A 26,464-nucleotide genomic window follows, 5' to 3' on the forward strand; every position below is an offset into this window, starting at 1 on the left:
ATAAATACCTAACCCGTATAACTGAGAAGAAAATACCGGACCCTGGTTGCAACAGGATCCGGATAGATCCACTTCTTAAGTTAGAAATGGAACAAAGTTCCGGTCGATCTCAAAAAATACCTTGTTAAATAATTAATGAATTAACCAAACATTCAAAAGTATGAATTTAAATCAATGTAGGAAAGCACCTGTTTTCAGGTGGTTATTCTCATCCAGGAATTTATTGGCAATGAAACTAATTGTACTATTAATCTTCATAGGTTGCCTTCAAGTCTCCGCAACGGGATTTTCGCAAAGTATTACACTTTCCGAAAGAAACACTACGCTAAATAATGTGTTCGAAAGTATAAAAGAGCAAAGTGGCTATACCTTCTTTTATAACAATAAACTAATAAAACAGGAAGGCAGAATCAGCATCGAGCTGAAGAATGTAAGTGTGGAAACAGCGCTGGACCAGATATTTAAAAACAGGCCGTTTTCATATAAAATCATAAACAAAACCATTGTAATTAAGAGAAATTCCATTTCAACAGCACCGGTTATTGTTACTGCCGAGGCGCAAATAAACATTAAGGGGAAAATTTCAGATACCGATGGAAATCCGTTATCAGGTGCTACTGTTATGATTAAGGGCACTTCTAAAGGTACTTCGGCAAACATATCTGGTGAATTTTCAATAGATGCGAAGGACGGAGATGTATTGGTGGTAAAATATCTGGGCTATCAACCCAAAGAGGTATTGGTAAAGGCAGGTGTTACCAGTATAAATATTGTACTTGAAGCCGAATTACAGGGCCTTTCTGAAGTGATTGTAACTGCCCTTGGGGTTAAAAGACAGGAAAAGGCTTTAGGTTATGCTGTGCAAAGAGTTGGGGGAAAAGAACTGCAAACTGTAAAAGGAGTTGACTTGGGTACTTCCTTAACCGGTCGGGTTTCAGGTTTGGTAATTAAGAATTCTACGGAATTTAACGCAAGACCTACAGTAGAGTTGAGAGGTGAAGATGCATTGTTAATTATTGATGGAGTCCCTTATGCAAACATGACTTTACGTGATGTGCCTACCGATGACATCGAAAGCATGGATGTGTTAAAGGGATCGACTGCTTCTGCTTTATATGGCTCACGTGCTAAAGGTGGTGTTTTGATGATCACTACTAAAAAAGGAGCAGCAGGCAAGGGGTTCTCAATTGATGTAAATAGTAATACTATGTTTCAATTGGGTTATCTGGCAATTCCGAAAGTACAAAGTTCATACGGTCGTGGTCAAAATGGTGAAATTGATAACGATTATGTTTGGGGTCCAAAACTGGATGCAGGAAATACAGCCAGAGATTGGAACCCGGAAACCAAACAATTTGAAGATGGACGCCCCTTAGTATCGGTAGGAAAGGATAACCTGAAGAATTTTATGAATACCGGTATTATAGCCAGTAATAACATTTCTTTGGCACAGAGTAATGAGAATGGAAGTTTCAGGATTGGGGTAAACCATATTTTCCAGAAAGGCCAGTTTCCAAATCAGAAACTTAATCTCCTGAACCTTACTTCTGGTGGTGAGATCATAGTTAATGATCATTTTAGGGTAGAGGGACGTTTTGGTGTTAGTCGTGGTTCTACGCCTCAAATGTGGGGTAGCGGATATGGAAATCAGGGGTATTTATACCAGCTTATCATGTGGACGGGTACAGAGTACGATATTCGTGATTATAAAGACTACTGGGTAGTTCCTAACAAAACACAGAACTGGATGTATACCAATTGGTATGATAACCCATACTTAATTGCTTACGAAAAGCTTAACGGTGAGGTCAAAAATAAAGTAAATGCAAATGTCACTGCCAATTATAAGTTCAACAATGATTTTAACCTGATGCTGCGGTCAGGTTATGATAACTATAATAATACAAATACCAAACAAAACCCTACAGCTAATATTTTCTCTACACGTGGCGGATGGAATGCAAGAGGAATGTATGAAACAAGTGATTCAAGAGGTTTCTCTACCAATAACGATTTGATCCTTACTTTTAATAAGAAAGTTAGCAAATGGGCATTTGAGGGGTTAGCCGGTGGTACACTTTATTATTTTAAAGATGATGGCTTTACCGCTACCACTAAAAATGGATTAATTTCTCCTAGGTATTTTTCTCTGAAAGGTTCAGTTGAGCCGGTAACAATTACCCCTGGAAGAAATTGGTCTCAGCAAATTAACAGTCTTTACGGCCGGGCATCTGTAAGCTGGAACGATGCAATTTTCTTTGATGCTACGGGCAGGAACGACTGGAATTCAGCTCAGCCAGAATCATCAAGATCTTACTTTTATCCATCTTTAGGGTCAAGTGTGGTTGTATCAGAGCTGGTAAAAATGCCTGCTGTTGTTGATATGTTTAAGGTGCGTGGATCATGGACGCTCTTTAAAAATGCTTTTGATCCCTTTGCTATTAATAAAACATTTTCTACTACCACTTCTGCATGGAATACACTAAACTCTGCCAGTTATCCCTCAAAGTTGATCGGTGAGAGTTTATTACCAAGTACACAACGGACCTGGGAAATTGGTGCAGCGGGTTACTTGTTAGGCAAACGATTACATTTCGATGTGGCTTATTATGATAAGTATTATTACAACAGGCAGGTAAATACTCCAATTCCGGGTTCATCAGGCTTTTCAACTATATTGGTAAACACTGCAGAAACATATGCCAGAAGAGGTCTTGAAATCTCTGTAGATGGTTCTGTAATAAGAAATGAAGATTTTGAGTGGAAAAGTACGGTAAACTGGTCTAATCAACATCGCTATTATGTTGATCTGGATCCTGTTTTATCGGCCGATAATCCATGGGTTAAAAAGGGCCAAAGACTGGATACCTACCTTAGTTCTTACTGGTTAAGGGACCCAAGCGGAAACGTAATCTTTAATAACGGATTTCCTGTTGAAAGTGATTATGATAAAAAATACGGTTATGGAGAACCAGACTTTAGCATAGGCTTTATTAACAATTTCAGATACAAAAACTGGAATCTGGGGGTAAATGTAGACGGACGTATTGGCGGACTAATGTATAACTACCTATATGATAAAATGTGGGATACGGGCACTAACCCTGATTCCGACAACCAATATCGTTATGACCAGGTAGTAAACGGTTTGAATAACTATGTAGGTAAAGGTGTTAAAGTCGTGTCTGGAGAAGTGCAGTTTGACAAATATGGAAACATTACCAGCGATACTAGACAATACGCAGCAAACGACGTACAAGTAGGTTATCAGGATTTTGCACAATCTTTTAGAGGGGGTGATATGGGTATTCAAAAAGAAACCTTCATCAAACTTCGTGAAGTTTCACTCGGGTATAATTTCCCTGCAAAGCTGGCTAATAAAATCGGTGCCCGGAGCGCATCATTTTCAGTTACAGGTCAGAATTTACTGCTGTTAACCGACTTTAAATTTTCAGACCCTGACTTGGATGATGAGAACCTGAACTCTCCTTCATCACGAATGATTGGTTTCAATCTTAAGGTAGGATTCTAGTAAGGCAGCTTTTACGTTTATAAATAACTTAAATCAAGATGAAAAGAATTATAAAATATATGTTGATTTTGCCTTTACTGGCAATGCTAACAAACGGTTGTAAAAAGTTTGAAGACATCAATACCAATCCAAATGAAACAACCCAGGTAAATTCGGCCATGCTGGCAACAGGCATGATTCTAAACATTACCCGTGGCGACATCAGCTCTACAAAAGGATTTATGCAGCCCTTTTTATTGGGCAAATACCTAACCTGGGGCGAGGGGCAAGAAGGCTTTCAATACAACAGACTCGGACGTACCGATTTTGATCGCATTACATTATTGCGGAATATTCCATCAATGGAAAACTATGCTACAAGCGATGCACTTAAAAAATCATATCAGGGATTAGGACATTTTATCCGTGCATGGCAATTCTTTATGGCTACAATGCAGGTAGGAGATATCCCCTATGCAGAAGCCGTAAAAGGAGAAACTAATGTACTGCAGCCTAAATATGATACTCAAAAAGCAGTTTTTATGGGAATTCTGAATGAGCTTGATCAGGCAAACCAGTTGTTTGCAACAGGTGCAAACTTTGAAGGTGACCCTATCTATGCCGGTAACGTCGACAAGTGGAGAAGGCTTACCAATAGTTTTGAGCTGCATGTGCTAATTAATCTTTATAAAAAAACAGCAGATGCAGATCTTAAGGTTATTGACCGTTTCAAAGATATTGTTGCAAACCGTCCGCTGATGCGCGATTACAGAGATAATTTTGCACTTGTTTATAACAATACTGCTGGTCAGAATTACCCATGGTCTGATGTGCCGGCTGGTTCTGGTAACTCATTTGTGAAATCGAACTATACCATGCTCACAAACACTTTGCTAGCACCTTTAAAAGCTACCGACGACAGGAGGTTGTTTTACTATGCTAAGCCTTCGCCGGTTAAAATTACTGCAGGGGTGTCGCAGTCTGATTATAACGCTTATCCGGGTGTAGAACCTTCTGATGCCTTTTCAGCCTTGCAAACAAGAAGAGTAGGTAAAGATTATGCCGACCTTAATAATCGTTATGTGCAGCTGGTAAATGCTGAGCCGGTTAGTGTATTTAGTTGCTGGGATATGCAATTTGCGCTTGCAGAGGCTGCTGTACGCGGATGGATTACAGGAACAGCAGCACAGGTTTATTACGCTGATGGTATTACAAATTCTATGAACGCAGTTGCAATAAATACACCTGATCTGGCCGATTATCACCACAACATGAAAATGGATGCAGCTTATATACTTGCCTTCCCGGCTAAGCCAGGAGTTGCGCTTGCAGGGTCAACTGAGGAGCAGATTAAGCAGATCATCACGCAAAAATATCTGGCCAATTTCTTACAGGGAGGTAAATATCAATCTTGGTTCGAAAACCGGAGAACCGGATATCCTGTATTTACTTTAAACAGTACAACAAATTTAAATACACCATCTACAAACTTTCCGTTACGCTGGTTATATCCATCTAATGAGTTGAGTTATAATTCAGACAACCTTGATGCAGCTGTTCAATCTCAATACGGAGGTAATGATAATACAAATCAGCAAATGTGGTTGTTAAAGTAGTAATTATCTTATATTTATAATCATGTAACCGAAATCATCAAATGGCAGAAAACAAAGGTTTAAAAAAAACACTCACCCCGTTTATGCTCTGGGGGCTTGGAGTAGGGTATGTCATTTCAGGTATGTATTTTGGATGGAACCTCGGCCTCGAAAAAGGGGGCACAGCAGGTATGGCAATAGCTACCATCGCTATAATGGTAATGTATGTTACTTTCACATTTAGCTACGCGGAGCTTGCATGTGCTATACCAAAGGCAGGTGGAGTATTTGATTATGCAAATAAAGCAATGGGCAAAAATATCGGCTTTATAGCCGGTATTGCCCAAATTGTTGAGTTTATACTTGCACCGCCGGCTATTGCATTTGCAATTGGTGCTTATTTCAATGCATTTTTTCCGCAGGTGCCCATACTAACAAGTGCTATTGCTATTTACTTCGTGTTTACCGGGCTTAATGTATATGGTGTAAAAGCTGCGGCGTCTTTTGAAGTGATCATTACGGTGCTGGCAGTTGGAGAATTGCTTTTGTTTTCAGGCATTGCATTACCAAAGTTCGAGGTTGCAAACCTTACCCACAATGCAATGCCCAATGGATGGGGAGGTGTTTTTGCAGCTATTCCTTTTGCCATATGGTTCTTTTTAGGTATTGAAGGAATTGCCAATGTGGCCGAAGAAACCAAGAACCCGCAAAAAGACATCAGCAAAGGTTTTGGATGGGCCATCTTTACGCTGGCAATATTGTGCATATTAATATTTGTTGCCGCCACAGGTATTGCTGGCTGGGAAGCAATAGTTTATAAAAATGGAATAAGCGGAGAAACATCAGATTCTCCGCTTCCTTTGGCCCTTGCAAAAATAACAGGCAGCAATCACCTTATGTACCACTTGCTTATTACAGTAGGTTTATTCGGATTGGTAGCTTCTTTTCATGGCCTTATACTTGCGGCAGGCAGGTCAACATACGAAATGGGCAGGGTACACAACATCCCTTCGTTTCTGGGTAAAATATCACCACGTTTCCATACACCTGCAAATGCATTAATAGGAAATATGGTTATCGGTATTCTGGCTTTGCTTTCCGGCAAAACATCCGAGATCATTATAGTTTCCGTTTTTGGGGCACTTACATTGTATATCATTTCCATGATCTCCATAGTTATTCTAAGGAAACAGGAACCTGATCTGCCAAGGCCTTTTCGGGCTCCATTTTACCCGGTATTTCCAATCATCTCACTCATTATTGCAACAGTATCTATTATTGCAATGTTCATTTTCAATTTTAAACTTGGACTTATTTATTTCTCTATATTGATCGTAACCTTTTTGCTGTACAGAATTTTTAAACCATCTCATGCATGACAACACAAGAAATATTAGCATATGTAAAACAGCACCCGTCAGGAAAAGTAAAGCTAGCAGTTACAGATATTGATGGCGTTTTAAGAGGCAAGTACATCTCGGCCGAAAAGTTTGTTTCAGTTGCCGAAGGAAGATTAGGATTTTGCGATGTTACTTTTGGCTGGGATATGGGAGATGTAGCATACGACAATGTGAAATTTACAGGCTGGCATACCGGATATCCGGATGCTTCGGTAAAGCTTGATCTGAGCACTTTTCGTAAAATACCATGGGAAAACGATATTCCCTTTTTTCTGGGCGATTTTGTTGACGATAATGAAAAACCCGGATATACCTGCCCCCGGCAATTGCTGCGTAAGGTATTAGCCGATACCACAGAGAGTGGCTTTTCGCCCTATTTTTCACAGGAATTTGAGTGGTTTAATTTTGCGGAAACGCCAGAAACAGCCCATCAAAAAGGATATCAAAACCTTACACCCTTAACTCCTGGGATGTTCGGTTATTCCATTTTACGCAGTACCTTAAAAAATGAATACATGACAGATCTTTTTGATCTGCTCAGCAAATTCGGAGTGCCAATAGAGGGGCTGCATACCGAAACCGGGCCGGGAGTTTATGAAGCAGCAATTAAATACGCCCCTGTTTTGCAGGCTGCAGATCAGGCTGTACTATTTAAAACTGCGGTAAAGGAAATAGCTTATAAACATGGTGTGTTGGCTACTTTTATGGCCAAGATCACCGAGAATCTGCCGGGCTGCAGCGGACATGTACACCAGAGTTTATGGGATAAGGATTCTAAGCAGAATTTATTTTATAACGAAAAAGATCCTCATAAAATGAGTGATCTGATGAAAAGCTATATCGCCGGGCAATTACATTGTTTGCCGCAAATATTGCCAATGGTGGCGCCAACTATAAACAGTTATAAGCGTTTGGTTGAAGGGGCCTGGGCGCCAACTACCTTAACCTGGGGTATTGATAACAGAACGGTTGCCTTAAGGGCATTGCCATGCAATTCAAAAGCCACCCGTTTAGAAACCAGAGTTGTAGGTTCTGATACTAACCCGTATCTGGCTTTATCTGCCTGTCTTGCTGCGGGGCTATATGGAGTTAAAAATAAAATGAAACTTGAAAAGGAAGCTACAGAGGGAAATGGTTACCGCGATCTTTCTAATGGAATATTGCCGGCGAATCTTTATGAAGCTACCCAAAAAATGAAGCAGTCGGCGGTAGCAAAAGAGTTATTTGGCGATCATTTTGTAGAACATTTTACGTTAACAAGAGAGTGGGAATGGAAGCAATATGCCAAAGTAGTAACAGATTGGGAACTTAAGCGCTATTTTGAAATTATCTAATCCCTTGCATTAATTAATATCAATCACATCATATGACATTCGATAAAGTATATCAGTATAATTTTCCTACTACAATCCGTTTCGGGGCAGGGGCGATTAAAGAATTGCCAGCCTATCTGCAAAAGAACGGATTAAAACGGCCAATGATTGTTACCGATCCAACTATAGCTTCGCTGCCTTTTTTTAAAGCTATTGTTGCCGACCTTCAGGCTCATAACATTTCCGTCGAAGTATTTAGTGATATCCACAAAAACCCTGTAAAAAGCGATGTTTACAAAGGTGGCGATGTATGGGACAATACCTCTAGAGACAGCATTATAGGTATTGGTGGTGGTGCAGCACTTGATGTGGCCAGGGCAATTGTATTGAGGGTAAATCACCGTGAAGACCTGTTTAAATACGATGATCTGATTGGTGGTGATGTATATGTAACCAATGATGTACCTCATTTTATTACTATCCCAACTACTTCCGGAACAGGCAGCGAAGTAGGCAGAAGTGCTATCATTGCTGATGATGAAACACATCAAAAAAAGATCCTGTTCTCTCCAAAACTGATGGCACAAATCGTATTTGCAGATCCGGTGCTTACTATGGATTTACCACCATTTATTACCGCAGCAACAGGCATGGATGCACTTACCCATAATATGGAAGCATTCCTTGCAAAAAATCCGCATCCCCTATGCGATGGGATAGCCCTTGAGGGTATTTCGTTGATCAAAGATTCGCTGGAAAAGGCTACAAATAATCCGGATATTGAAAGCAGAAGTAAAATGCTAATGGCCTCTATGATGGGTGCTATTGCCTTTCAAAAAGGATTGGGTGTGGTGCACTCCCTTGCCCATCCGCTTTCGTCGTTGCTTGATACACATCACGGCCTTGCCAATGCAGTAAATATCCCTTATGGCATGGAATTTAATATTGCCGGTTTTGAAGATAAATTTCGCAGAATAGCAAGAACCCTTGAGTTAAAAGAGGAAACAGGCGAAGCTGTAGTAAAGTACCTTTTTGATTTGAATACAAGAGTAAATATCCCGCACCATTTAAGAGATATTGGTGTAAAACCGGAGCATATTGAAACGCTTGCTGATCTGGCAGTTGCCGATTTTGCCCACCCAAATAATCCTAAGCCTGTTAGTCGCGAAGATTTTAAACAATTGTATTTAAAGGCACTTTAAATAATAGCGTACATGAAAAAAAAGATTGGGATAAGCTATACCGAGACTAATTTCCAGAACTATTGGAATTGGTTTACTCCACAAGAGCTGGGTGATGAAATTGAGCTTATTGAGCTTTCCTTCGAAAAGGGCAATACCGATGATTTTCAGCAATGCGATGGCTTTGTACTAACCGGAGGTATAGATGTTGTACCTGAATTGTATGGCGGTGCAGAGGATTATCCACATAAACCGGATGTATTTTTACCTGAAAGAGATCAGTTTGAATCACAGATTTATAGCTATTCACAAGCCCATCAGGTACCTCTTCTGGGAATTTGCCGTGGGATGCAGTATGTTAACATCCTGGAAGGGGGCAAAGTATTTGAAGACAATGGCGAGCCGACAAACCAGATCCATAAAAAAGGGACTGAAGACAAAGTCCACGGTGTAGATGTTATAAAAGACAGCCTGCTTTATAGTGTAACTGGCGTAGAACAAGGATGGGTAAACAGTGCCCATCATCAGGGAATTAATCCAGCTTACCTGGGCGATAATTTAATGGTTAGCGCCTATTCGGCTACTGACGATGGCATTATCGAGGCCCTAGAATTTAAAGATAAAACCGATAAAGCTTTTATGATAGGTGTGCAATGGCATCCCGAAAGAATGAAGGAGAAAGAATCAAATCCACTCTCTCAAAAAGTTAAAGAACAATTTATTGAAGCAGTAAAAAATCATAAATGATGAATGTTGTAAATCCGGCTACCGAAGAAATTATTACCATATTAATAGAAAACGACAGACCATCGTTAGATAAGAAATACGCATTGCTTAAAGCCGGTCAGCAACATTGGGCGCAGCAACCCTTATCAGAACGTATTTCGGTTGTTCATAAATTTTACGACCTGCTCGATCTTGAAAAGGAGAAGCTTGCAGCAATACTTACTTCCGAGGTTGGCAAGCCGTTGCAGCAGTCACGCAATGAGCTTAACGGCGCAAGGGTAAGGATTCAATGGATGCTGAACAATGCTGAGAAATACCTTTCAGATGAACTGGTGACTGATACTGATGAGCTGAAGGAGAAAATCTCTTACGATCCGCTTGGTGTAATTTGTAACATATCGGCATGGAACTATCCTTACCTGGTAGGAGTAAACGTATTTGTACCTGCTTTACTTGCCGGAAATGCCGTAATGTATAAACCTTCGGAATATGCATCCTTAACCGGATTGGAAATTGAGCGTTTGCTTAAAAAAGCAGGTGTGCCCGAAAACGTATTTCAAATAGCCATTGGTGCTAAACAAACAGGAGAACATTTGCTGGATATGGATTTCGACGGATATTTCTTTACCGGATCCTATAAAACAGGGAAACACATTTACGAAAGAGTAGCCAAAAAAATGGTTCCTTGCCAGCTGGAGCTTGGCGGCAAAGATCCGTTGTATGTAGCAGATGATGTAAAAGATATTAAAGCAGTAGCTGCCGGCACAGCCGATGGTGCTTTCTATAACAATGGGCAAAGCTGCTGTGCCGTAGAACGTATTTACGTACATCAAAATGTATACGATGCTTACGTAGCTGCCTTTGTAAAAGAAGTGAACTCCTGGAAATCGGGACTGCCTACAGAAGATGAGGTGTATATTGGTGCCTTAACCAGAAAAGAGCAAATAGGCTTACTGAAGCATCAGGTTGAAGACGCTTTGGCAAAGGGCGCTGCTTTATTGCAAGGTGGCAAACAAAAAGACGGTAAAGGATATTATTTTGAACCTACAGTTTTAACCAATGTAACCAACGATATGAAAGTGATGCAGGAGGAAAGTTTTGGCCCCATCATTGGAATTATGAAAGTAGCAGATGATCAGGAAGCATTAGAGAAAATGAAGGATACCAGCTACGGGCTTACCGCGTCGGTTTATTCTGATAACAGGAACAGAGCTGAACGTATTCTTTCGCAAATTGATTCCGGTACAGGATATTGGAATTGCTGCGATAGGGTAAGTGCGGGTGTGCCATGGAGTGGCAGAAAACATTCAGGTATCGGAGCTACCTTATCACATCAGGGGCTGCGTGCGTTTACCAAGCCTAAGGCCTGGCATTTGAGAAGTTGAGGATTTTGCCATAATATTAAGCGATTTTGGCATATTCCAAATTCTGTCATATAAAGTATTTATCTTTAATTGATAGGCCAAATAGGGAGTGCTTCAATGAATCTAAATAGTGAATTTTCTGATTATCAGCTGATCCAGCTTGTAAAAGCCGGAGACCATAATGCATTTTCAGAAATTTACAATAGGTACTGGGGTATCCTTTATGGGCATTGTCTGAAGATGCTTAAGGATGAAGCCGAAGCTCAGGATGTTGTTCAGGATCTCTTTATGAGCCTCTGGGCAAAATCAGCAGAACTGGATGTTAAGACCAATCTGCTGGGCTACCTTTACATCACAGGCAGGCATAAAGTTTTGAATACGATTCGCAAACGTAAAACCAGCGATAAATTTATTGAAGCTCTTGGTGCATATGCCGCTACTAATAACGATTCTGTTATCGATCAGATTAATGAACGAGAACTGGCAGCAGCGATAGAAGCTGAAATCAAAAACCTCCCTCAAAAAATGAGAGAGGTTTTTGAATATAGCCGAAAAGAATACCTGTCGCACCGTGAAATTGCCGACCAGCTTGGCATTTCAGATAAAACGGTTAAGAAACAGGTAGCCAATGCCATCCGCATACTTCGTTTACGTCTTACCGTTCCTGCAACACTGCTAATTATGGTTACCTGGTATTTAAATAAATAATTTTCATTTTCTCCTACTCCCTCAGGCTTTGGCAGGTGTCTTTACTAAAATTAAGACCAAGCCCTCATGAACAAAGATAGTGTAGAACAACTTATAGACCGGTATTTAGCAGGAACCTGTACTTCAAAAGAAAGGACACTTATTGAGCGGTTTTATATGGACGAGGTCTTAAACCGTAAACTTCCCGAAAATATTACCGATCCAATACATGCCAAAGATGCAATGTGGAAAGTAATATCAGCACAGGTAAATCCTAATCATACCCCTAAAAAGAAAAAAACATTAAACCTTTACAGAAACATAGCAGCTGTGGCAGCAGTACTAATTACTGTAGGGCTTGTATTGTACTTTTACCCTCAAAATAAAATCAATAAAACTGAGCAGGTAGTAAAACAAAATCGCGCTATCGGAATTAATCCTGGCGGTAATAAAGCTACACTAACTTTAAGCAACGGAGAGCAGATCATATTGAATGAAGTAGATAGCGGAGTGCTGGCCAATCAGTTTGGGGTAGTAATCCGGAAAACAAAAGATGGCCAGCTGGCCTATAACCCGGCACGCGAATACCTTTTAGGAGATGATTTGTCTTACAATACCATTTCCACCCCAAATGGCGGACAATATCAGGTAACCTTGCCCGATGGAACCAGTATCTGGCTAAATGCGGCAACCACAGTACGTTTCCCAATCCGCTTTGCAGGTAAACAAAGAAATGTCAGCTTAGTAACCGGCGAGGCCTATTTTGAGGTTGCAAAAAACAAGAAAATGCCATTTAGAGTGAGTAGTGAAAAACAGGTAATCGAAGTGTTGGGAACTCATTTTAACATTAACAACTATGCTGATGAAACCAGCCTTAAAACAACTTTACTTGAAGGATCTGTTAGGGTGCTGGCACAAACAGGAACAGGAAAACGTAATGTGATATTAAAACCTGGCGAACAGTCTGTTGTGGCCACAGAGCTAAAAGTTGAAAAGGCCGATCTGGAAGAAGTAATGGCCTGGAAAAACAACAGGTTTACTTTTAACAGCATGCCGCTTGAAGGTATTATGCGTCAGATATCCAGATGGTACAATGTAGATATTGAATATAAGGGAGGTATTTCGGGTAAAGAATTTACAGGAACCATTTCCCGCTATGCAAATGTAACACAGGTATTAAACATGCTTGAATTAACAAATCTGGTTCATTTTAAAATTAAAGAAAGGAGAATAATAGTTATGCCATAAGCCATACTTATTATCAAATGGACCTTAAAATACCGGAAGCGCTGATAACACTCCCGGTAAAGTAGGGGTTTTCATTTTGATCATTGCAACTAAACAAAATCAAATTATTTGAATCGTTTCAGAATTCCAGCCGGAAAAAACGATTCAGGAAAAACTAACCTAACCAAATGTATGAAATTTTATACTTTATTGAGGTATAAGTTAACTATGCTTATGCATCAACAATATTATCCTGGAGCTATCAGGGTAGTATTTAACCAACCATTAACAAGGAAAATAATTATGCGTGCCAAATTAACCTTTGTTTTCTTAGTCACCTTGTTTATTCAAATGGGCATTGCTGCCAATGCCCAGAGAATTACTTTGTCGGCGAAAAACAAGGCTTTAAAAGAGGTATTTAAACAAATTGGAAAGCAAAGTGGCTATCAGTTTCTGTATGGCGATGATGTGCTTGAGGGTACCAAACGTATAAATGTTGTGGCTAACAATGCTTCTCTGGAAGAAGTACTTAAACAATGTTTTGCAGGTCAGCCAATTACTTATACTATTGTCGACAAAACAGTAGTCATCAAACCCGCTATTTCAATCAGAACCACTTATATGGTGGCAGTGGGTTTTTTGAAGGGAAAGGTTACAGAAGGCAAAACAGGGCTGCCAATGGCAGGGGTAACTATTAAACTTGATGGCGAAGGTGCCAGTTTCACTAAAACATCTGATGAAGCCGGTAATTATACTTTCGGTAATTTAAAACCGGGTGCATACAAAATTACCTGGCATTACATTGGCTACACCTCTCAGTCAAAAGACATCACCATTACAGATGGGCAAAACACCGACATCAATATTGCGCTTAACGAAGAAGCCGCAATGTTGGGCGAGCTGGTAGTGGTTGGTTTTGGTACACAAAAGAAAGCTGACCTTACCGGAGCAGTAGGGGTAGTAAATGTTGAAAAATCACTTACTTCCAGACCTGTTACCAATGTTCAGGAATTACTTGCCGGAACAGTTCCCGGATTAAACATCTCAAAAGGTTCAGGAGCAGTAGGCTCTGGCGCCTCTCTAAACATCCGTGGTACCTCTACAATAGGCGGCAGTTCGGGTGTTTTAGTATTGATTGATGGTTTTCCAGGCAATATTTATACCTTAAATCCTAACGATGTCGAGAGTATCTCTGTGTTAAAAGATGCGGCATCAGCTTCAATATATGGTTCCAGGGCTGCCAATGGTGTTTTATTGGTTACCACAAAAAAAGGGAACAAAACCGGAAAACCTATGGTTGAGGTTAACAGTAGTGTAGGTGTACAAAAACCGCAATTTATGCTCGATTTTGTAGGCTCGGCAGATTATATGAAACTATGGGATCAGGCTCTTGTAAATGATGGAAAGCAACCGCTTTACGGCAGTAAAGGACTTGAAGATCTGGCTGCGGGAAAATATGCCGACAACAAATGGTATAAAGAAATTTATAAAAACAATACCATTATTAACACCAATAACATCGCAATTTCCGGCGGAACCGAAAATATTACCTATCGCGTTTCCGGTTCTTACGATTATCAGGATGGAACCCTGCCAAATAACAATTACAACAAGTACGTTTTTCGTCCTGATGTAAATATTAAAATCTCCGATAAACTTAGACTTGCTACAAACCTGCAGTACACCCAAACTTATATCCTGCAACCTCAGGGTGGAACAGATGCATGGCAGTCGCAGGCTGCCCGTGCTGCACCTATCAGCCCTATTTATACTTCACAGGGCCAATATGGCATAGGTTCTTCTATGGTGGGCAATACCATAGCCGGCTTAAATCAGGGCGGATATAACAATGCCAAGTACAAAGAACTGTTTGGAGTAGCCGATTTGATCTATACACCAATAGAAAACTTAAACATTAAAGGCTCATATGCCCGCACTTCAACAGATCAGCGTACTACCGATAGGTTACTTGCCTACAATTTGTATGATGATAAGGGAGAAATAGCTGCAAAGAAAAACCTGGTAACAGGCTTAACCGAAAGTTTTTCAAGCAACTACAGAAATGTTTTTCAGGCAACTGCCGATTATGGCTATAGCCTAAACAAGCATTCATTTAAAGCTTTGGCCGGTTATTCTCAGGAATATGTGTACAACAACAGCTTTAGTGCATTTCGTGATAACCTGCCTTTTGGGAACATCGATGTTTTAAATACAGGATCATCAACCAATATGCAAAACACTGGTACAGCTTCTGATGTGGCCATCAGGTCTTACTTTGGACGATTGAACTATGATTACGATGGGAAATATCTGTTGCAGGCAAATATCCGTGCCGATGGTTCTTCGCGTTTTGCCAAGGGGCACAAATGGGGCTATTTCCCTTCTTTTTCTGCCGGATGGAATATTCATAAAGAATCTTTCTTTAACCTGCCATGGGTTAGCAGCTTAAAGCTTCGCGGTTCATGGGGTATATTGGGAGATGCCGAAAAAGTTGGTTTGTATCCAACAGCCGAGGTGTTAACCTACCGCCCAATCATTTATGGATTTAATGGGGTTACCGTTCCGGGTGCATATAATGGCGTATCTGTTAACAGAGGGATAAGCTGGGAAGAGTCTAAACAAACTGATATTGGTATAGATATGTCCCTATTGGGTCAGAAAATAGCCATCAGTGTAGATTACTTCATGAACAAAAGAGATAACATCTTAAACAACCCTCCGGTAAGTGCCGAATTTGGCTTGCCTGCACCATTCAGCAATTTGTTAAAAATGGATAGCAAAGGCTGGGAGTTCCTGGTAAACTATAAAGATCATTCGGGCGATTTTAATTGGGGATTTGATTTCAATACCTCTTTCTCTAAAAACAAGGTTGTTGATCTTGCAGGTAAAGGCCCGCAAATTGGTGACACTTATACCGATGTTGGCTTGCAATATCAATTGCCTTATGGGTTAAAAGCTATAGGCCTGTTTCAAAGTGCCGAGGAAATTGCAAACAGCCCAAATCAGGGGCCTAACGTATTTCCGGGAAATATCAAATATCAGGATACCAATAACGACAAGGTTATTGACGGTAAAGGCAGGGTGATTTTAAATGACAAAGTAGTAATAAGATTTGGTTCTAACCTTAATTTTGGATGGAAAAACTTTGATCTCTCAGCAAATGTAACCGGAGCAATAAATGGAATGAGGTATATGAGTGGTTACGAAGGCTGGGCCTTTTTCCTTTCGCAAAATGCCCGCCCACTTGCTTTAGATAACTGGACTCCAGAAAATCCTAATGCTTCTTACCCACGGTTGTCGATCCAGAATACTTCTAATGATACCAAGTATTCCAGCTATTGGTTAAGAAAAGCTGACTATATCAAAATACAGAATATACAGCTTGGTTATCAATTGCCGCAATCTGTATTGAGCAAACTAAAACTTAACTCGCTCAGACTTTTTACATCTGTTCAAAATCTGGCAACCATAACAAACTACACTGGTTTTGATCCCGAAGGAGGATATTATCCGCTTTCAAGAACATTATCATTCGGGTTAAACCTTAAATTCTAAAGAGATGAAAAGAAAATATATTTACCTGCTTGCTGTGATCTTAGTTGCCAGCAGTTGTAAAAAGGGATTTTTGGACACTTCACCACTTGATCAGTCCTCTGATGCCACCTATTGGAAAACGGCAGATGATGCCCAAACCGGCTTAAATGCCGTGTATGCTACTTTACCTGATAGCCGCGATTTCTGGAGAGATTGCAGCAGCGACAACTCAGTTATGACCAATGCCTGGGGCGAAGGAGGAATGGGATATATCAGTATGGGTACCTATTCTGCAACTGATGGTTACATTGCTGAAGAATGGCGATATGATAATATCCGCAGGGCTTTGTACTTTATCGATAAATTAAGTACGATGACCATTGATGCAAATCTTAAAAAGAGATTTGATGCCGAGGCCAGGTTTATTTTGGCAATGAGGTATTTCCGTATGGCGCAGCTGTTCGGAGATCTGCCGCTGATTAAAGAAAAACCGGTTACACTGGAAGAATCGAATTTATCACGCAGCCCAAAACAAGAGGTTCTTGATTATGCACTGCAAAACGTAGAAACTGCAATTGCAGGTTTACCTGCTACTTACGGTGCAGCGGCAGATAAAGGTCGTATTACCAAGGCAGCAGCTTTAATGCTAAGGGCTAATATTTATTTGTACATGGCCAGCATGAAAAAGTTCCACAACGGACAAAACGATGCGGCATTATGGACCGAAGCAGCAAAATCAGCCAATGATGTAACCACAATGGGTTATGATCTTGAAGATGATTATTCGTCATTATTCAAAAAAGAAGCAAACAACAACAATAAGGAAGTAATTTTAGCCTATCAGTATGTTCAGGATAAATTTACACAGTTCCTGGCGGTATTGGCCTCTCCAACCGGAACAGGTATAACAGGCGAGGGCTGGGCAAGTTTTTGTCCAACCAGAGATCTGATTGATTCGTATGAATGTACCGACGGAAAGTCCATTAAAACATCTGCTCTTTACGATTTAAACAAACCTTACGAGAACAGAGATGCCAGGCTAAAAATGACTTTTATGCTTCCGGGTGTTCCAGTGTTAAGGCCAAATGGAACCTTTACCCCTTATCAGCCACATCCATCTTATAATATGCCCGAAAGGATGAACAATGAAGGGGGAGGCTTAACCGGCTACATGTATTTGAAATTTAATGATCCTACAAACCCTAAACCCGGAGAAAACTGGGCCAACTGGCCGATCTATCGCTATTCTGAAACATTGCTAATACTTGCTGAAGCATTGAATGAATCAGATCCGGGAAATACCAAAATTACCTGGGCAATGAATAAGGTGAGGGCAAGAGCAGGGCTTCCCGGTGTGGATGCATTGCTTGGCGATCAGGCTAAAATGAGGGATGCGATCAGGGAAGAACGTCGCCATGAATTCGTAGCAGAACACAAAAGATATTTTGACCTGCTTAGATGGAAAACTGCCGAATTGGTATTAAGCAAACCTGCTTATGGTATTAACAGTAATGTTGCTGATCCTGTAGGCGATTGGACAAAACCTATGTTTAAAGCTCAGGACAGAGTATTTAACGTAAACAAAAATTATATATGGCCGGTTCCTCAATCTGTAATAGACAGAAATAAGAGCCTGTTACCACAAAATAAAGGTTGGTAAGCCTCTGATAATTTCATTGTATCTTAACGATCCGAAAGCATTTTCGGATCGTTAATCCACTAAATGTAAACGCTAACCAAGTATAAGATTAAACAGAAATAGAGATTTTTAACATGCACAAGAAACCATCCAACAGAAGAGATTTTATTAAAAAAGCAGGCTTGTTTACGGCTAGCCTTGCAGCGGTGCAATTCCCGGTATGGGGTAAAAGTATATTTGCATTAGATTATCCGCTTCATAACATCCCCGAAAACAAGGGTATAGACCCTCAGTGGATTAAAACACTTTACAACCGAGGCGAAGAAACAACATACTTTAAGAGCAAAAATGAATTTAAATATATCGGGATGCCAGTGGGTGGTCTTCATGCTGGAACGGTGTATGTTGGTGGCGATGGGCGACTTTGGTTGTGGCAAATATACAATGAGACTTTTGAAGGTGCACAGGAGGGAATAGAGCCTAAAACGGTGAACTGGAATGATGGCGTAGAGGTTAGAAAGATCCGTGCCAGAGATGGCTCGGCCTATATTGAACCGGCTATTGCTAATAACAAGCGTGTTTTGGAGCAAGGCTTTGCGGTTAAGGCAGTGGTTAATGGCAAAACCTTTATTAAGGAATTAAGCGAGGAACATTGGGACGAGATTGTGTTTAAGCCAGCCTACCCGATGGCTACCATAAAATATAGCAGTAAAGATTTTCCTGTAGCAGTATACCTAGAGGTGTATTCACCATTTATTCCTTTGGATGCACAAAATTCGGCTTTGCCTGCAACTATTTTGCGTGTAGAAGTAAAAAATACCAGCAACAGCAGTATAAATGTTTCGGTTTTAGGCTGGATGGAAAACGGAGCGAATAAGCTAACCGGAAAAGTGAAAACCGGAAAAAGGAAAAATGAGGTGTTGGCAGTCGAAAATTCAAGTAGCATCTTCTCTTCATTTGAGGCTGTCAGCGATGATGTGAAAAATGCACAGGATAGCGGTACAATGTGCTTTACCTTACACAAAACAAAGGGAAAAACATATACCGCCCTTGATCCGTGGCCGGTTAAAAGCAAGCATTTTGGAGCTGCGGCTACAAGCTCTTCAACTGCAGATGCACCTGAAAAACTGGTTGGAGGAATTGAGATAGCAGAAACTGTTAGCCCCGGAAAATCTTTTAAAGCCGATTATTCAATCAGCTGGCATTTTAACAATGCAAATGTGAACCTTAAGAAAATAGTTAAGGATGCACAAGAGGGATTTCATTACGCTACCCGGTTTAAGGATGCCGGGGCAGTGAGTGCTTACCTGCAATCGAATTTTGAAAAGCTGACAAAAACAACCGAGTTATGGAGCACAACATGGAACGACTCTACACTGCCATACTGGTTCCTGGAACGTACTTTTATTAATATTGATACACTTGCAACGGCAAATACCTATCGTTTTGCAGATGGCCGGTTCTGGAGCTGGGAAGGTGTCGGAGCATGTGCAGGAACCTGTACCCATGTATGGCAATATGCACAGGCTGTCGCCAGGATATTTCCTGAACTGGAACGTGACTTAAGACATCGGGTAGATCTTGGTGTTGGGTTTAAGGAAGACAGTGGCGCCATTATATTCCGTGCAGAAAACGAAAGCAGGCCAGCAATTGACGGACAAGCTGGTACAGTGCTCAGGTTTTACCGTGAGCATCAGATGAGTGGCGACAATACATTTTTACAAACCAACTGGCCAAAAATTAAAAAGGCAGTCCAGTTCATGTTAGATCAGGATAAGAATGGGGATGGGATGACGGATACCCCGATGGAAAACACCCTGGATGCAGTATGGGAAGGTGAAATTGCATGGATTGTGGGCCTTTGTATCGCTGCTGCCAGAGCAGGGCAGGCCATGGCAGAAGAAATGAACGATGCCACATTTGCCCAAACCTGCCAGACCTACGTAGCCAATGGACGTAAAAATATGGAACAGGAACTGTTTAATGGTGAGTACTTTATCCACAGACCAGACAAGGTTCAGGGCCGTAAAAATCTGGGATCATATAATACCTGTCATATTGATCAGGTATATGGCCAGAGCTGGGCATTTCAGGTAGGACTGCCGAGGGTGCTGAGTAAAGATAAAGCCATTGCCGCGCTAAAAGCTTTATGGAAATATAACTTTACTGCTGATGTTGGGCCATATATTAAAACCCATGTAGGTGGCAGGCCATATGCTTTACCTGGTGAGGGTGGAATGGTAATGAACACCAATCCGCACAATGAGCCTAAACCATTCGGAGAGAATGTAAGCTGGCAGCTGGGTTACTTTCATGAATGTATGAGCGGATTTGAGCATCAGGTTGCAGCCCATTTAATGGCCGAAGGTATGGTAGAAGAAAGTTTGATCCTGACCCGGTTTATTCACGACAGGTACCATGCCGCTAAACGAAATCCATTTAATGAAATTGAATGCAGCGATCACTATGCAAGGGCAATGGCAAGCTACGGAACCTTTATTAATGCCTGCGGGTTTGAGTATCATGGCCCTAAAGGTTATATCAAATTCTCGCCAGCCTGGAATTCAGAGAACTTTAAAGCACCTTTCACTTCAGCAAACGGATGGGGTAGTTATACCCAGAAAAAAGCTGGAGCGAAGCAGTTACACACCATAAACTTAAAGTACGGAGAGCTGCAATTGCAGGAACTGGCCTTTAACAAAATAGGTGCAGGTGCTGTAAAATCGGTTTCGGTAATGCTGGGAACACAAAGTATCCCTGTTCAGCTAAAACAGAATGGTACCGAATTGCGCATTACCAGCAATAAAAAGATTAATGTTAAAACCAACGAAAGTTTAAATATCACCTTTTCATAAACATATAACGCATGAATAAATTAGTGTTTATAGCTATGTTGGCCTTATTTGGATGCCAGCAAACTGCAATCAAAACAAAAGGCGATACTGCAGGTATAGATCTGAACTGGAAAGAGCAGTTCAATCAGAAATTGCCTATGTTGGGCCACAGGAATTGGATTCTTGTGGTTGATAAGGCCTTTCCGGAGCAAAACGCGCCGGGGATGGAATACATCTATGCCAATGAAGATCTGTTGCCGGTATTAAAACAGGTGCTTGCACAAGTCAATTCATCTTCCCACGTTAAACCAATCATTTACCAGGATAAGGAATTAGGTTTTATTACAGAAAATCAGGCTAAAGGGGTTAAACATTTCGTACAGGAATCAAAGGCCCTGTTTGCCAATCAAAATGTTCAAACAATGCTCCACGATTCAGTATTCAGGAAACTGGATACTGAATCAAAACTTTTTAAGGTTCTGGTAATTAAAACGAACGAAACTATTCCCTATACCTCCGTATTTTTACAGCTCGATTGTGGTTACTGGAATGGCGAAAAGGAAAAGCAATTGCGCGATGCATTAAGCGGCCAATAGCCATATCATTTTGCCTGCAGTTCTTAACCTAGATCAATTTACAGCCCGCTTATTTAGGATAACTTTGTATCATACTATTAAAAAGGAGAAGTAAAAATGAAAAAGTTAATTGAAAAAATCGTGATTAATTCTACTCGTCCACATATGGTTGGCGATGGGTTCAGGGTATTTAATTATATCCCGGGAGCAGGCATTCCACAGGAGAGAATAAGTCCGTTTTTACTATTGGACTTTAATCCTGAGTACGATTTCGGACCTTCAGACCACCTTAGAGGTGTTGGCGTTCACCCGCACAAAGGTTTCGAAACAGTAACTATTGCTTATAAAGGAAGCGTAGCTCACCATGATAGCACCGGAAGCAGCGGGATAATCAATGCTGGCGATGTACAATGGATGACAGCCGGTAACGGAATCTTGCATAAAGAATACCATGAAGAGGCTTTCTCTAAAAAAGGCGGGCCATTTGAAATGGTTCAGTTATGGGTTAACCTTCCTAAAAAAGATAAATCAACAGCTCCGCATTATCAGGAGTTGACCAAAGATGGTATGGGTAAAGTGCAGCTTGCAGATAACGGCGGAGAGGTAAATGTAATTGCCGGAAACTTTAATGGCGTTGCAGGCCCTGCTGAGACTTATAGTCCGGTAAACCTGTTCGACATCAAATTAAACGAAGGTGGCGAGGCTAACACCACCATTCCTGCCGGTCACAATACAGCTTTGCTGGTTGTAAACGGAAGTGTTGAAGTGAATGGTGAGATTGCCGGAGAACATAGCTTTGTTTTATTTGAAAACAATGGAGAGGAAATTCATATCAAAGCGAACCAGAAAAGTGTGGTGTTGCTGTTAAGCGGTGAGCCTTTGAATGAACCAATTGTAAGCTACGGACCATTTGTAATGAACACAGAAGACGAAATAAGAGAAGCGATTGTTGATTTCAATATGGGTAAATTTGGCGTATTGGAAGATTAAAAGTCATAAACTAAAAAAGCCCGTTATGACCACGGATGGTCGGAAGAATATTTCTTCCGACTTTTTTGTTTACAATTGTTTTTTTATTTAACTATCTGATTATCAATTATTTATTTTCTTTTCTTATTGATTTTAAGTATATTAAATACTGTAAATCAATAAGATATGGCCATTTTCAAAGATCATAAAGTCACTGTAAAACATCTCTTAAGCTTCATTCCTGAAACCTTGATAGCAAACTTGTCGTTCACGACTAAGATCGATCACTACGTGAAAGTTCTGCATGGCAACAAACTGTTTTATTTGCTGCTCTATGGCATTCTGGAGAATGACAGGCTTAGCCAACGAACGCTTGAGGATACGTTCAATGATTCGGTATTCAAAGTGCTTTTCAATCTTGATGAGGATGAAAGGATACGCAGAAGCTCTATTTCCGAAAGACTGTCCAAAGTTGATCCTGATTATTTCCGGCAGATCTATGAATACATTTACGAGCGCTTTTCCGCGACTTATACTTTAACAGAAAGAAAGCAGTATAACCTGATCCGTGTAGACAGCACGATAGTGAGTCAAACCGCCGGTAAGTTAACTGAAGGTATAGTCAATCCCGGCAGCAGTAAAAAGGCGGTTAAATACAGTCTTGCTTTCGATGGTATGCTGCCCGGTTTGGTCCATGTGTTCACCAATCCCAAGTATGGAAATGAAGACAATGCACTGCCGGAAGTCGTCATGGCGCATGTTAAAAAAGAACCCGGTCATCAGAATATTTATGTGTTAGACAGAGGTCTTCAATCTACCAGAACCATGAAAACTTTTGGTGAAGATGGCATAACATTCATTTGCCGGGCAAAAGAGAACAGGAAGTTTGAGCTGATAGAATCACTGATCGATGAAAAACAAGACATGGATATGGGCGAATCCATGTTGCTAAAAGATAGCATCATACGGCTTTATACGGGTACACCCATAGCCAACCAACGGGGAAATATACATTACAGAGAAGAACTGGTGGAAAGTCCTTTTCGCCTGGTTGTCGTCAAAAGCAAAGCAGAGCAAGGCAAGGAGTACTGGCTGTTAACAAACGATTTCAATTTGCCCGCTAAAGAAATCGCGCAGGCTTACCGAAGTCGTTGGGACATTGAGGTATTCTTCCGCTTTCTTAAACAGGAACTCAACGTAAGTCACCTGGTTTCACTTAATAAAAACGGATTACAGGTGATGCTGTACATGACACTAATAAGCAGCATGCTGGTACTAATCTATAAAAAGGGGAATGATCAAGGCTATAAAACAGCAAAAAGGCGTTTTGCCATGGAGGTTAGAGATCTGGCTATAGCCATGATTGTTATTCAATGCGGCGGCGATCCAGGCCTATTTTTTAAAACATAAAAAATGGCCGGAATTTCTTCCGACCATTCGTGCGTCATAACGGGCCTTTTTATTTTACAATTCAATGGGGTTTTTGAACACTTCATTACTTAATTTGTCCGTTTCATCAAATTTTTGAATGCCTTAGTATACTAATAAGATAATTTTGCTGTTAATTATCAAAAAAGTATGAAAGCATTCTTCCTATCTTTATTATTTGCCTTTACCTTAATACCATTTCTTTCATCAGCACAGCAACGTTATGCCATAAGCGGTACCGTAAGGGATGCCTCAACCGGAGAAACACTAATCGGAGCAACGGTTAAACTGCAAAATGCTACCCAAAACTCAGGTATTGCCACAAATGCATACGGATTTTATTCAATTACTGCTGCTGAAGGCGAGTATAGCCTCATAGTAAGTTACAGCGGCTACCAGAGTAATACCCAAAAAATTACCTTAAACAAAGCCTTAAAAATAAACATAGAGCTTGCGACTGTTTCAGATCTGCAGGAAGTAGTGATCAGTGCAAGTGAAAGGAAAAATGAAAACGTAAAAAGCCCGCAAATGGGACTTAATAAGATTAATATGGCTGATCTTGACAACGTGCCCGTATTGCTTGGCGAAAAAGACGTTTTAAAAACCATACAACTTTTACCCGGTGTAAAGGCGGGTGGAGAAGGCAATACCGGCTTTTTTGTTCGCGGTGGGGCATCTGATCAGAACCTGATCCTTTTAGATGAAGCTACAGTTTACAATTCATCTCACCTGCTGGGCTTCTTTTCAACCTTTAATGCCGATGCGATAAAAGACGTAAGCTTGTACAAAGGAGGTATGCCATCGCAATACGGAGGCAGGTTGTCATCTGTACTTGATGTTAAAATGCAGGACGGTAATGACAAAGAATATGGTTTGGAAGGCGGTATAGGCCTAATTGCATCACGCATAAAAGCCGAGGGACCAATAGTTAAAAACAAAAGCTCATTTATGTTTAGTGCCAGGCGCACCTATGTAGATCTGCTGCTAAAAGCCTCTGGCGATTCCGCGCTAAAGAACAATACATTAAACTTTTACGACATTAATGCCAAGGTAAACTATAAGTTCGATGATAAAAATACCCTGTATCTGTCGGGCTATTTTGGTCAGGATAATATTGGTATTAAAGATCTTTTTGCCAACGATTGGGGCAATACTACAGCCACTATCCGCTTAAATCATGTGTTTAACAACAGGTTGTTTTCCAATACCTCATTTATTTTTAACAAATACAGCTACGCTATTGAACTGCTGGATGAAAACAGCAATGCCAAGGTAAAATCCCTGATCAGAGATTTTAATTTTAAAGAAGACTTGCAGTATTACAGCAATAATCACATCCTGCGATTCGGATTGCAGGCCACACACCACAGAATTGCCCCTTCTGATATTACAACATCAGCCGGTTCTGCTTTTAACCCACTTTCTATTGAGAATCGTTACGGAATGGAGTTTGCCGTTTACGCATCAGATGAGTGGACTCTAAGCGATAAGTTTAATGTGTTGTACGGCTTAAGGCTAAGCCAGTTCTCACTTCTTGGCCCCGGAACAATAAATACCTACGACAACACTGGAGAGGTAAGTTCTTCAAAAACCTATAAAAGCGGCGACTTTGTTAAAAACTACTTTAACCTGGAGCCGCGCCTTTCGGCAAGTTATACCTTAAATGAGCAAAATTCTATAAAGGCATCATACAACCGCAATACCCAAAATATTCATATCCTTAGCAATTCAGGAACCAGCTCACCAACAGATCAATATGTAATGAGCAGCAACAATATCAAACCCGAAATTGCAGACCAGGTAGCTTTAGGCTTTTTCAAAAACAGCGAAAGCAATGTATATGAGTTTTCTGCTGAGGTGTATTATAAGTGGTTGCAAAACCAAATAGACTACAGGGATGCGGCTGAGCTAACCGCCAATAAAGATGTTGAATCGGAATTGTTGTATGGCAAGGGCAGGGCATACGGGTTAGAGCTTTATGGTAAAAAAACCAAAGGTAAGCTTACCGGCTGGCTAAGCTATACCCTTTCGAAAACCGAGCGCAAGTTTGATGAAATTAATAAAGGCAAGTATTTTAACGCCAAGCAAGATCGCACGCACGACCTGGCTTTGGTGGCCATGTACAACCTTAGCCGTCGCTGGTCGTTATCTGCTAATTATATTTACAGCACCGGAAATGCCGTAACCTACCCGGCCGGAAAATATAATGTTGGCGGGCTTACCACTTACTATTATACAGAAAGAAACGCGAACAGAATGCCATATACTTCGCGCTTGGACATTGGTGCAACGCTAAAGGCTAAAGAAACGAAGAAGTTCCACTCAAGCTGGACATTTAGCGTGTACAATGCTCTGAACCGCAAAAACCCTTACTCTATCCAGTTCCGCGACAAAGAAAATGATCCAACACGTACTGAAGCCGTACAAACCAGTCTTTTCGGCATTATCCCTTCGGTAACTTATAACTTTAAATTTTAACAG

The 26,464-nt window shown here is 40.7% G+C and carries 16 protein-coding genes; all 16 read left to right on the forward strand.

Annotated features, from left to right (window positions below):
• Positions 1-160 precede the first annotated feature (160 nt).
• The 16 genes from CPT03_RS22560 to CPT03_RS22635 all read left to right on the forward strand — a co-directional run bounded on the left by CPT03_RS22560 (position 161) and on the right by CPT03_RS22635 (position 26,461).
• Positions 161-3,532: a SusC/RagA family TonB-linked outer membrane protein gene (locus tag CPT03_RS22560; protein WP_099440922.1), complete on the forward strand. Its 3,372-nt coding sequence runs from the start codon at positions 161-163 to the stop codon at positions 3,530-3,532.
• Between the two features lie 38 nt (positions 3,533-3,570).
• Positions 3,571-5,127: a SusD/RagB family nutrient-binding outer membrane lipoprotein gene (locus CPT03_RS22565; RefSeq protein ID WP_099440923.1), complete on the forward strand. Its 1,557-nt coding sequence runs from the start codon at positions 3,571-3,573 to the stop codon at positions 5,125-5,127.
• Between the two features lie 41 nt (positions 5,128-5,168).
• The gene (gene eat, locus CPT03_RS22570) at positions 5,169-6,485 is read left to right on the forward strand and encodes an ethanolamine permease (protein ID WP_099440924.1); all 1,317 of its coding nucleotides are present in this window, start codon (positions 5,169-5,171) and stop codon (positions 6,483-6,485) included.
• Complete coding sequence (locus CPT03_RS22575; protein WP_099440925.1) at positions 6,482-7,840, forward strand: glutamine synthetase family protein; 1,359 nt, start codon at positions 6,482-6,484, stop codon at positions 7,838-7,840. Before eat ends, CPT03_RS22575 begins: the two co-directional genes overlap by 4 nt.
• Positions 7,841-7,872: 32 nt before the next feature.
• Positions 7,873-9,021, forward strand: coding sequence for an iron-containing alcohol dehydrogenase (locus tag CPT03_RS22580; RefSeq protein WP_099440926.1), 1,149 nt, complete (start codon positions 7,873-7,875; stop codon positions 9,019-9,021).
• A 12-nt stretch (positions 9,022-9,033) separates the two neighbouring features.
• Positions 9,034-9,747: a gamma-glutamyl-gamma-aminobutyrate hydrolase family protein gene (locus CPT03_RS22585; protein ID WP_099440927.1), complete on the forward strand. Its 714-nt coding sequence runs from the start codon at positions 9,034-9,036 to the stop codon at positions 9,745-9,747.
• Positions 9,744-11,111, forward strand: a complete 1,368-nt coding sequence (locus CPT03_RS22590) for an aldehyde dehydrogenase family protein (RefSeq protein ID WP_245869924.1) — start codon at positions 9,744-9,746, stop codon at positions 11,109-11,111. The genes CPT03_RS22585 and CPT03_RS22590 overlap by 4 nt, the downstream gene beginning before the upstream one ends.
• A 96-nt stretch (positions 11,112-11,207) precedes the next feature.
• Positions 11,208-11,798: an RNA polymerase sigma factor gene (locus CPT03_RS22595; RefSeq protein WP_099440928.1), complete on the forward strand. Its 591-nt coding sequence runs from the start codon at positions 11,208-11,210 to the stop codon at positions 11,796-11,798.
• Positions 11,799-11,864: 66 nt separating this feature from the next.
• A complete protein-coding gene (locus CPT03_RS22600) occupies positions 11,865-13,025 on the forward strand; it encodes a FecR family protein (protein ID WP_099440929.1) in 1,161 nt (386 codons plus the stop codon).
• 171 nt (positions 13,026-13,196) lie between these two features.
• A complete protein-coding gene (locus tag CPT03_RS22605; RefSeq protein ID WP_216641578.1) occupies positions 13,197-16,559 on the forward strand; it encodes a TonB-dependent receptor in 3,363 nt (1,120 codons plus the stop codon).
• A 4-nt stretch (positions 16,560-16,563) separates the two neighbouring features.
• Positions 16,564-18,198 (forward strand): RagB/SusD family nutrient uptake outer membrane protein, encoded by a 1,635-nt coding sequence (locus CPT03_RS22610; protein WP_099440930.1) that lies wholly within the window; start codon positions 16,564-16,566, stop codon positions 18,196-18,198.
• Between the two features lie 113 nt (positions 18,199-18,311).
• Positions 18,312-21,032: a GH116 family glycosyl hydrolase gene (locus CPT03_RS22615; RefSeq protein ID WP_099440931.1), complete on the forward strand. Its 2,721-nt coding sequence runs from the start codon at positions 18,312-18,314 to the stop codon at positions 21,030-21,032.
• An 11-nt stretch (positions 21,033-21,043) separates the two neighbouring features.
• Positions 21,044-21,607, forward strand: a complete 564-nt coding sequence (locus CPT03_RS22620; protein ID WP_099440932.1) for an RbsD/FucU domain-containing protein — start codon at positions 21,044-21,046, stop codon at positions 21,605-21,607.
• A 96-nt stretch (positions 21,608-21,703) separates the two neighbouring features.
• Entirely contained in the window at positions 21,704-22,576 is an 873-nt protein-coding gene (locus CPT03_RS22625) for a pirin family protein (protein WP_099440933.1), read from the forward strand.
• A 240-nt stretch (positions 22,577-22,816) separates the two neighbouring features.
• Positions 22,817-23,965: an IS4 family transposase gene (locus CPT03_RS22630; protein WP_245869925.1), complete on the forward strand. Its 1,149-nt coding sequence runs from the start codon at positions 22,817-22,819 to the stop codon at positions 23,963-23,965.
• Between the two features lie 168 nt (positions 23,966-24,133).
• A complete protein-coding gene (locus tag CPT03_RS22635) occupies positions 24,134-26,461 on the forward strand; it encodes a TonB-dependent receptor (RefSeq protein ID WP_099440935.1) in 2,328 nt (775 codons plus the stop codon).
• Positions 26,462-26,464: the final 3 nt, after the last annotated feature.

Origin of the sequence: Pedobacter ginsengisoli (assembly GCF_002736205.1) — a bacterium.
Lineage (GTDB): Bacteria > Bacteroidota > Bacteroidia > Sphingobacteriales > Sphingobacteriaceae > Pedobacter > Pedobacter ginsengisoli_A.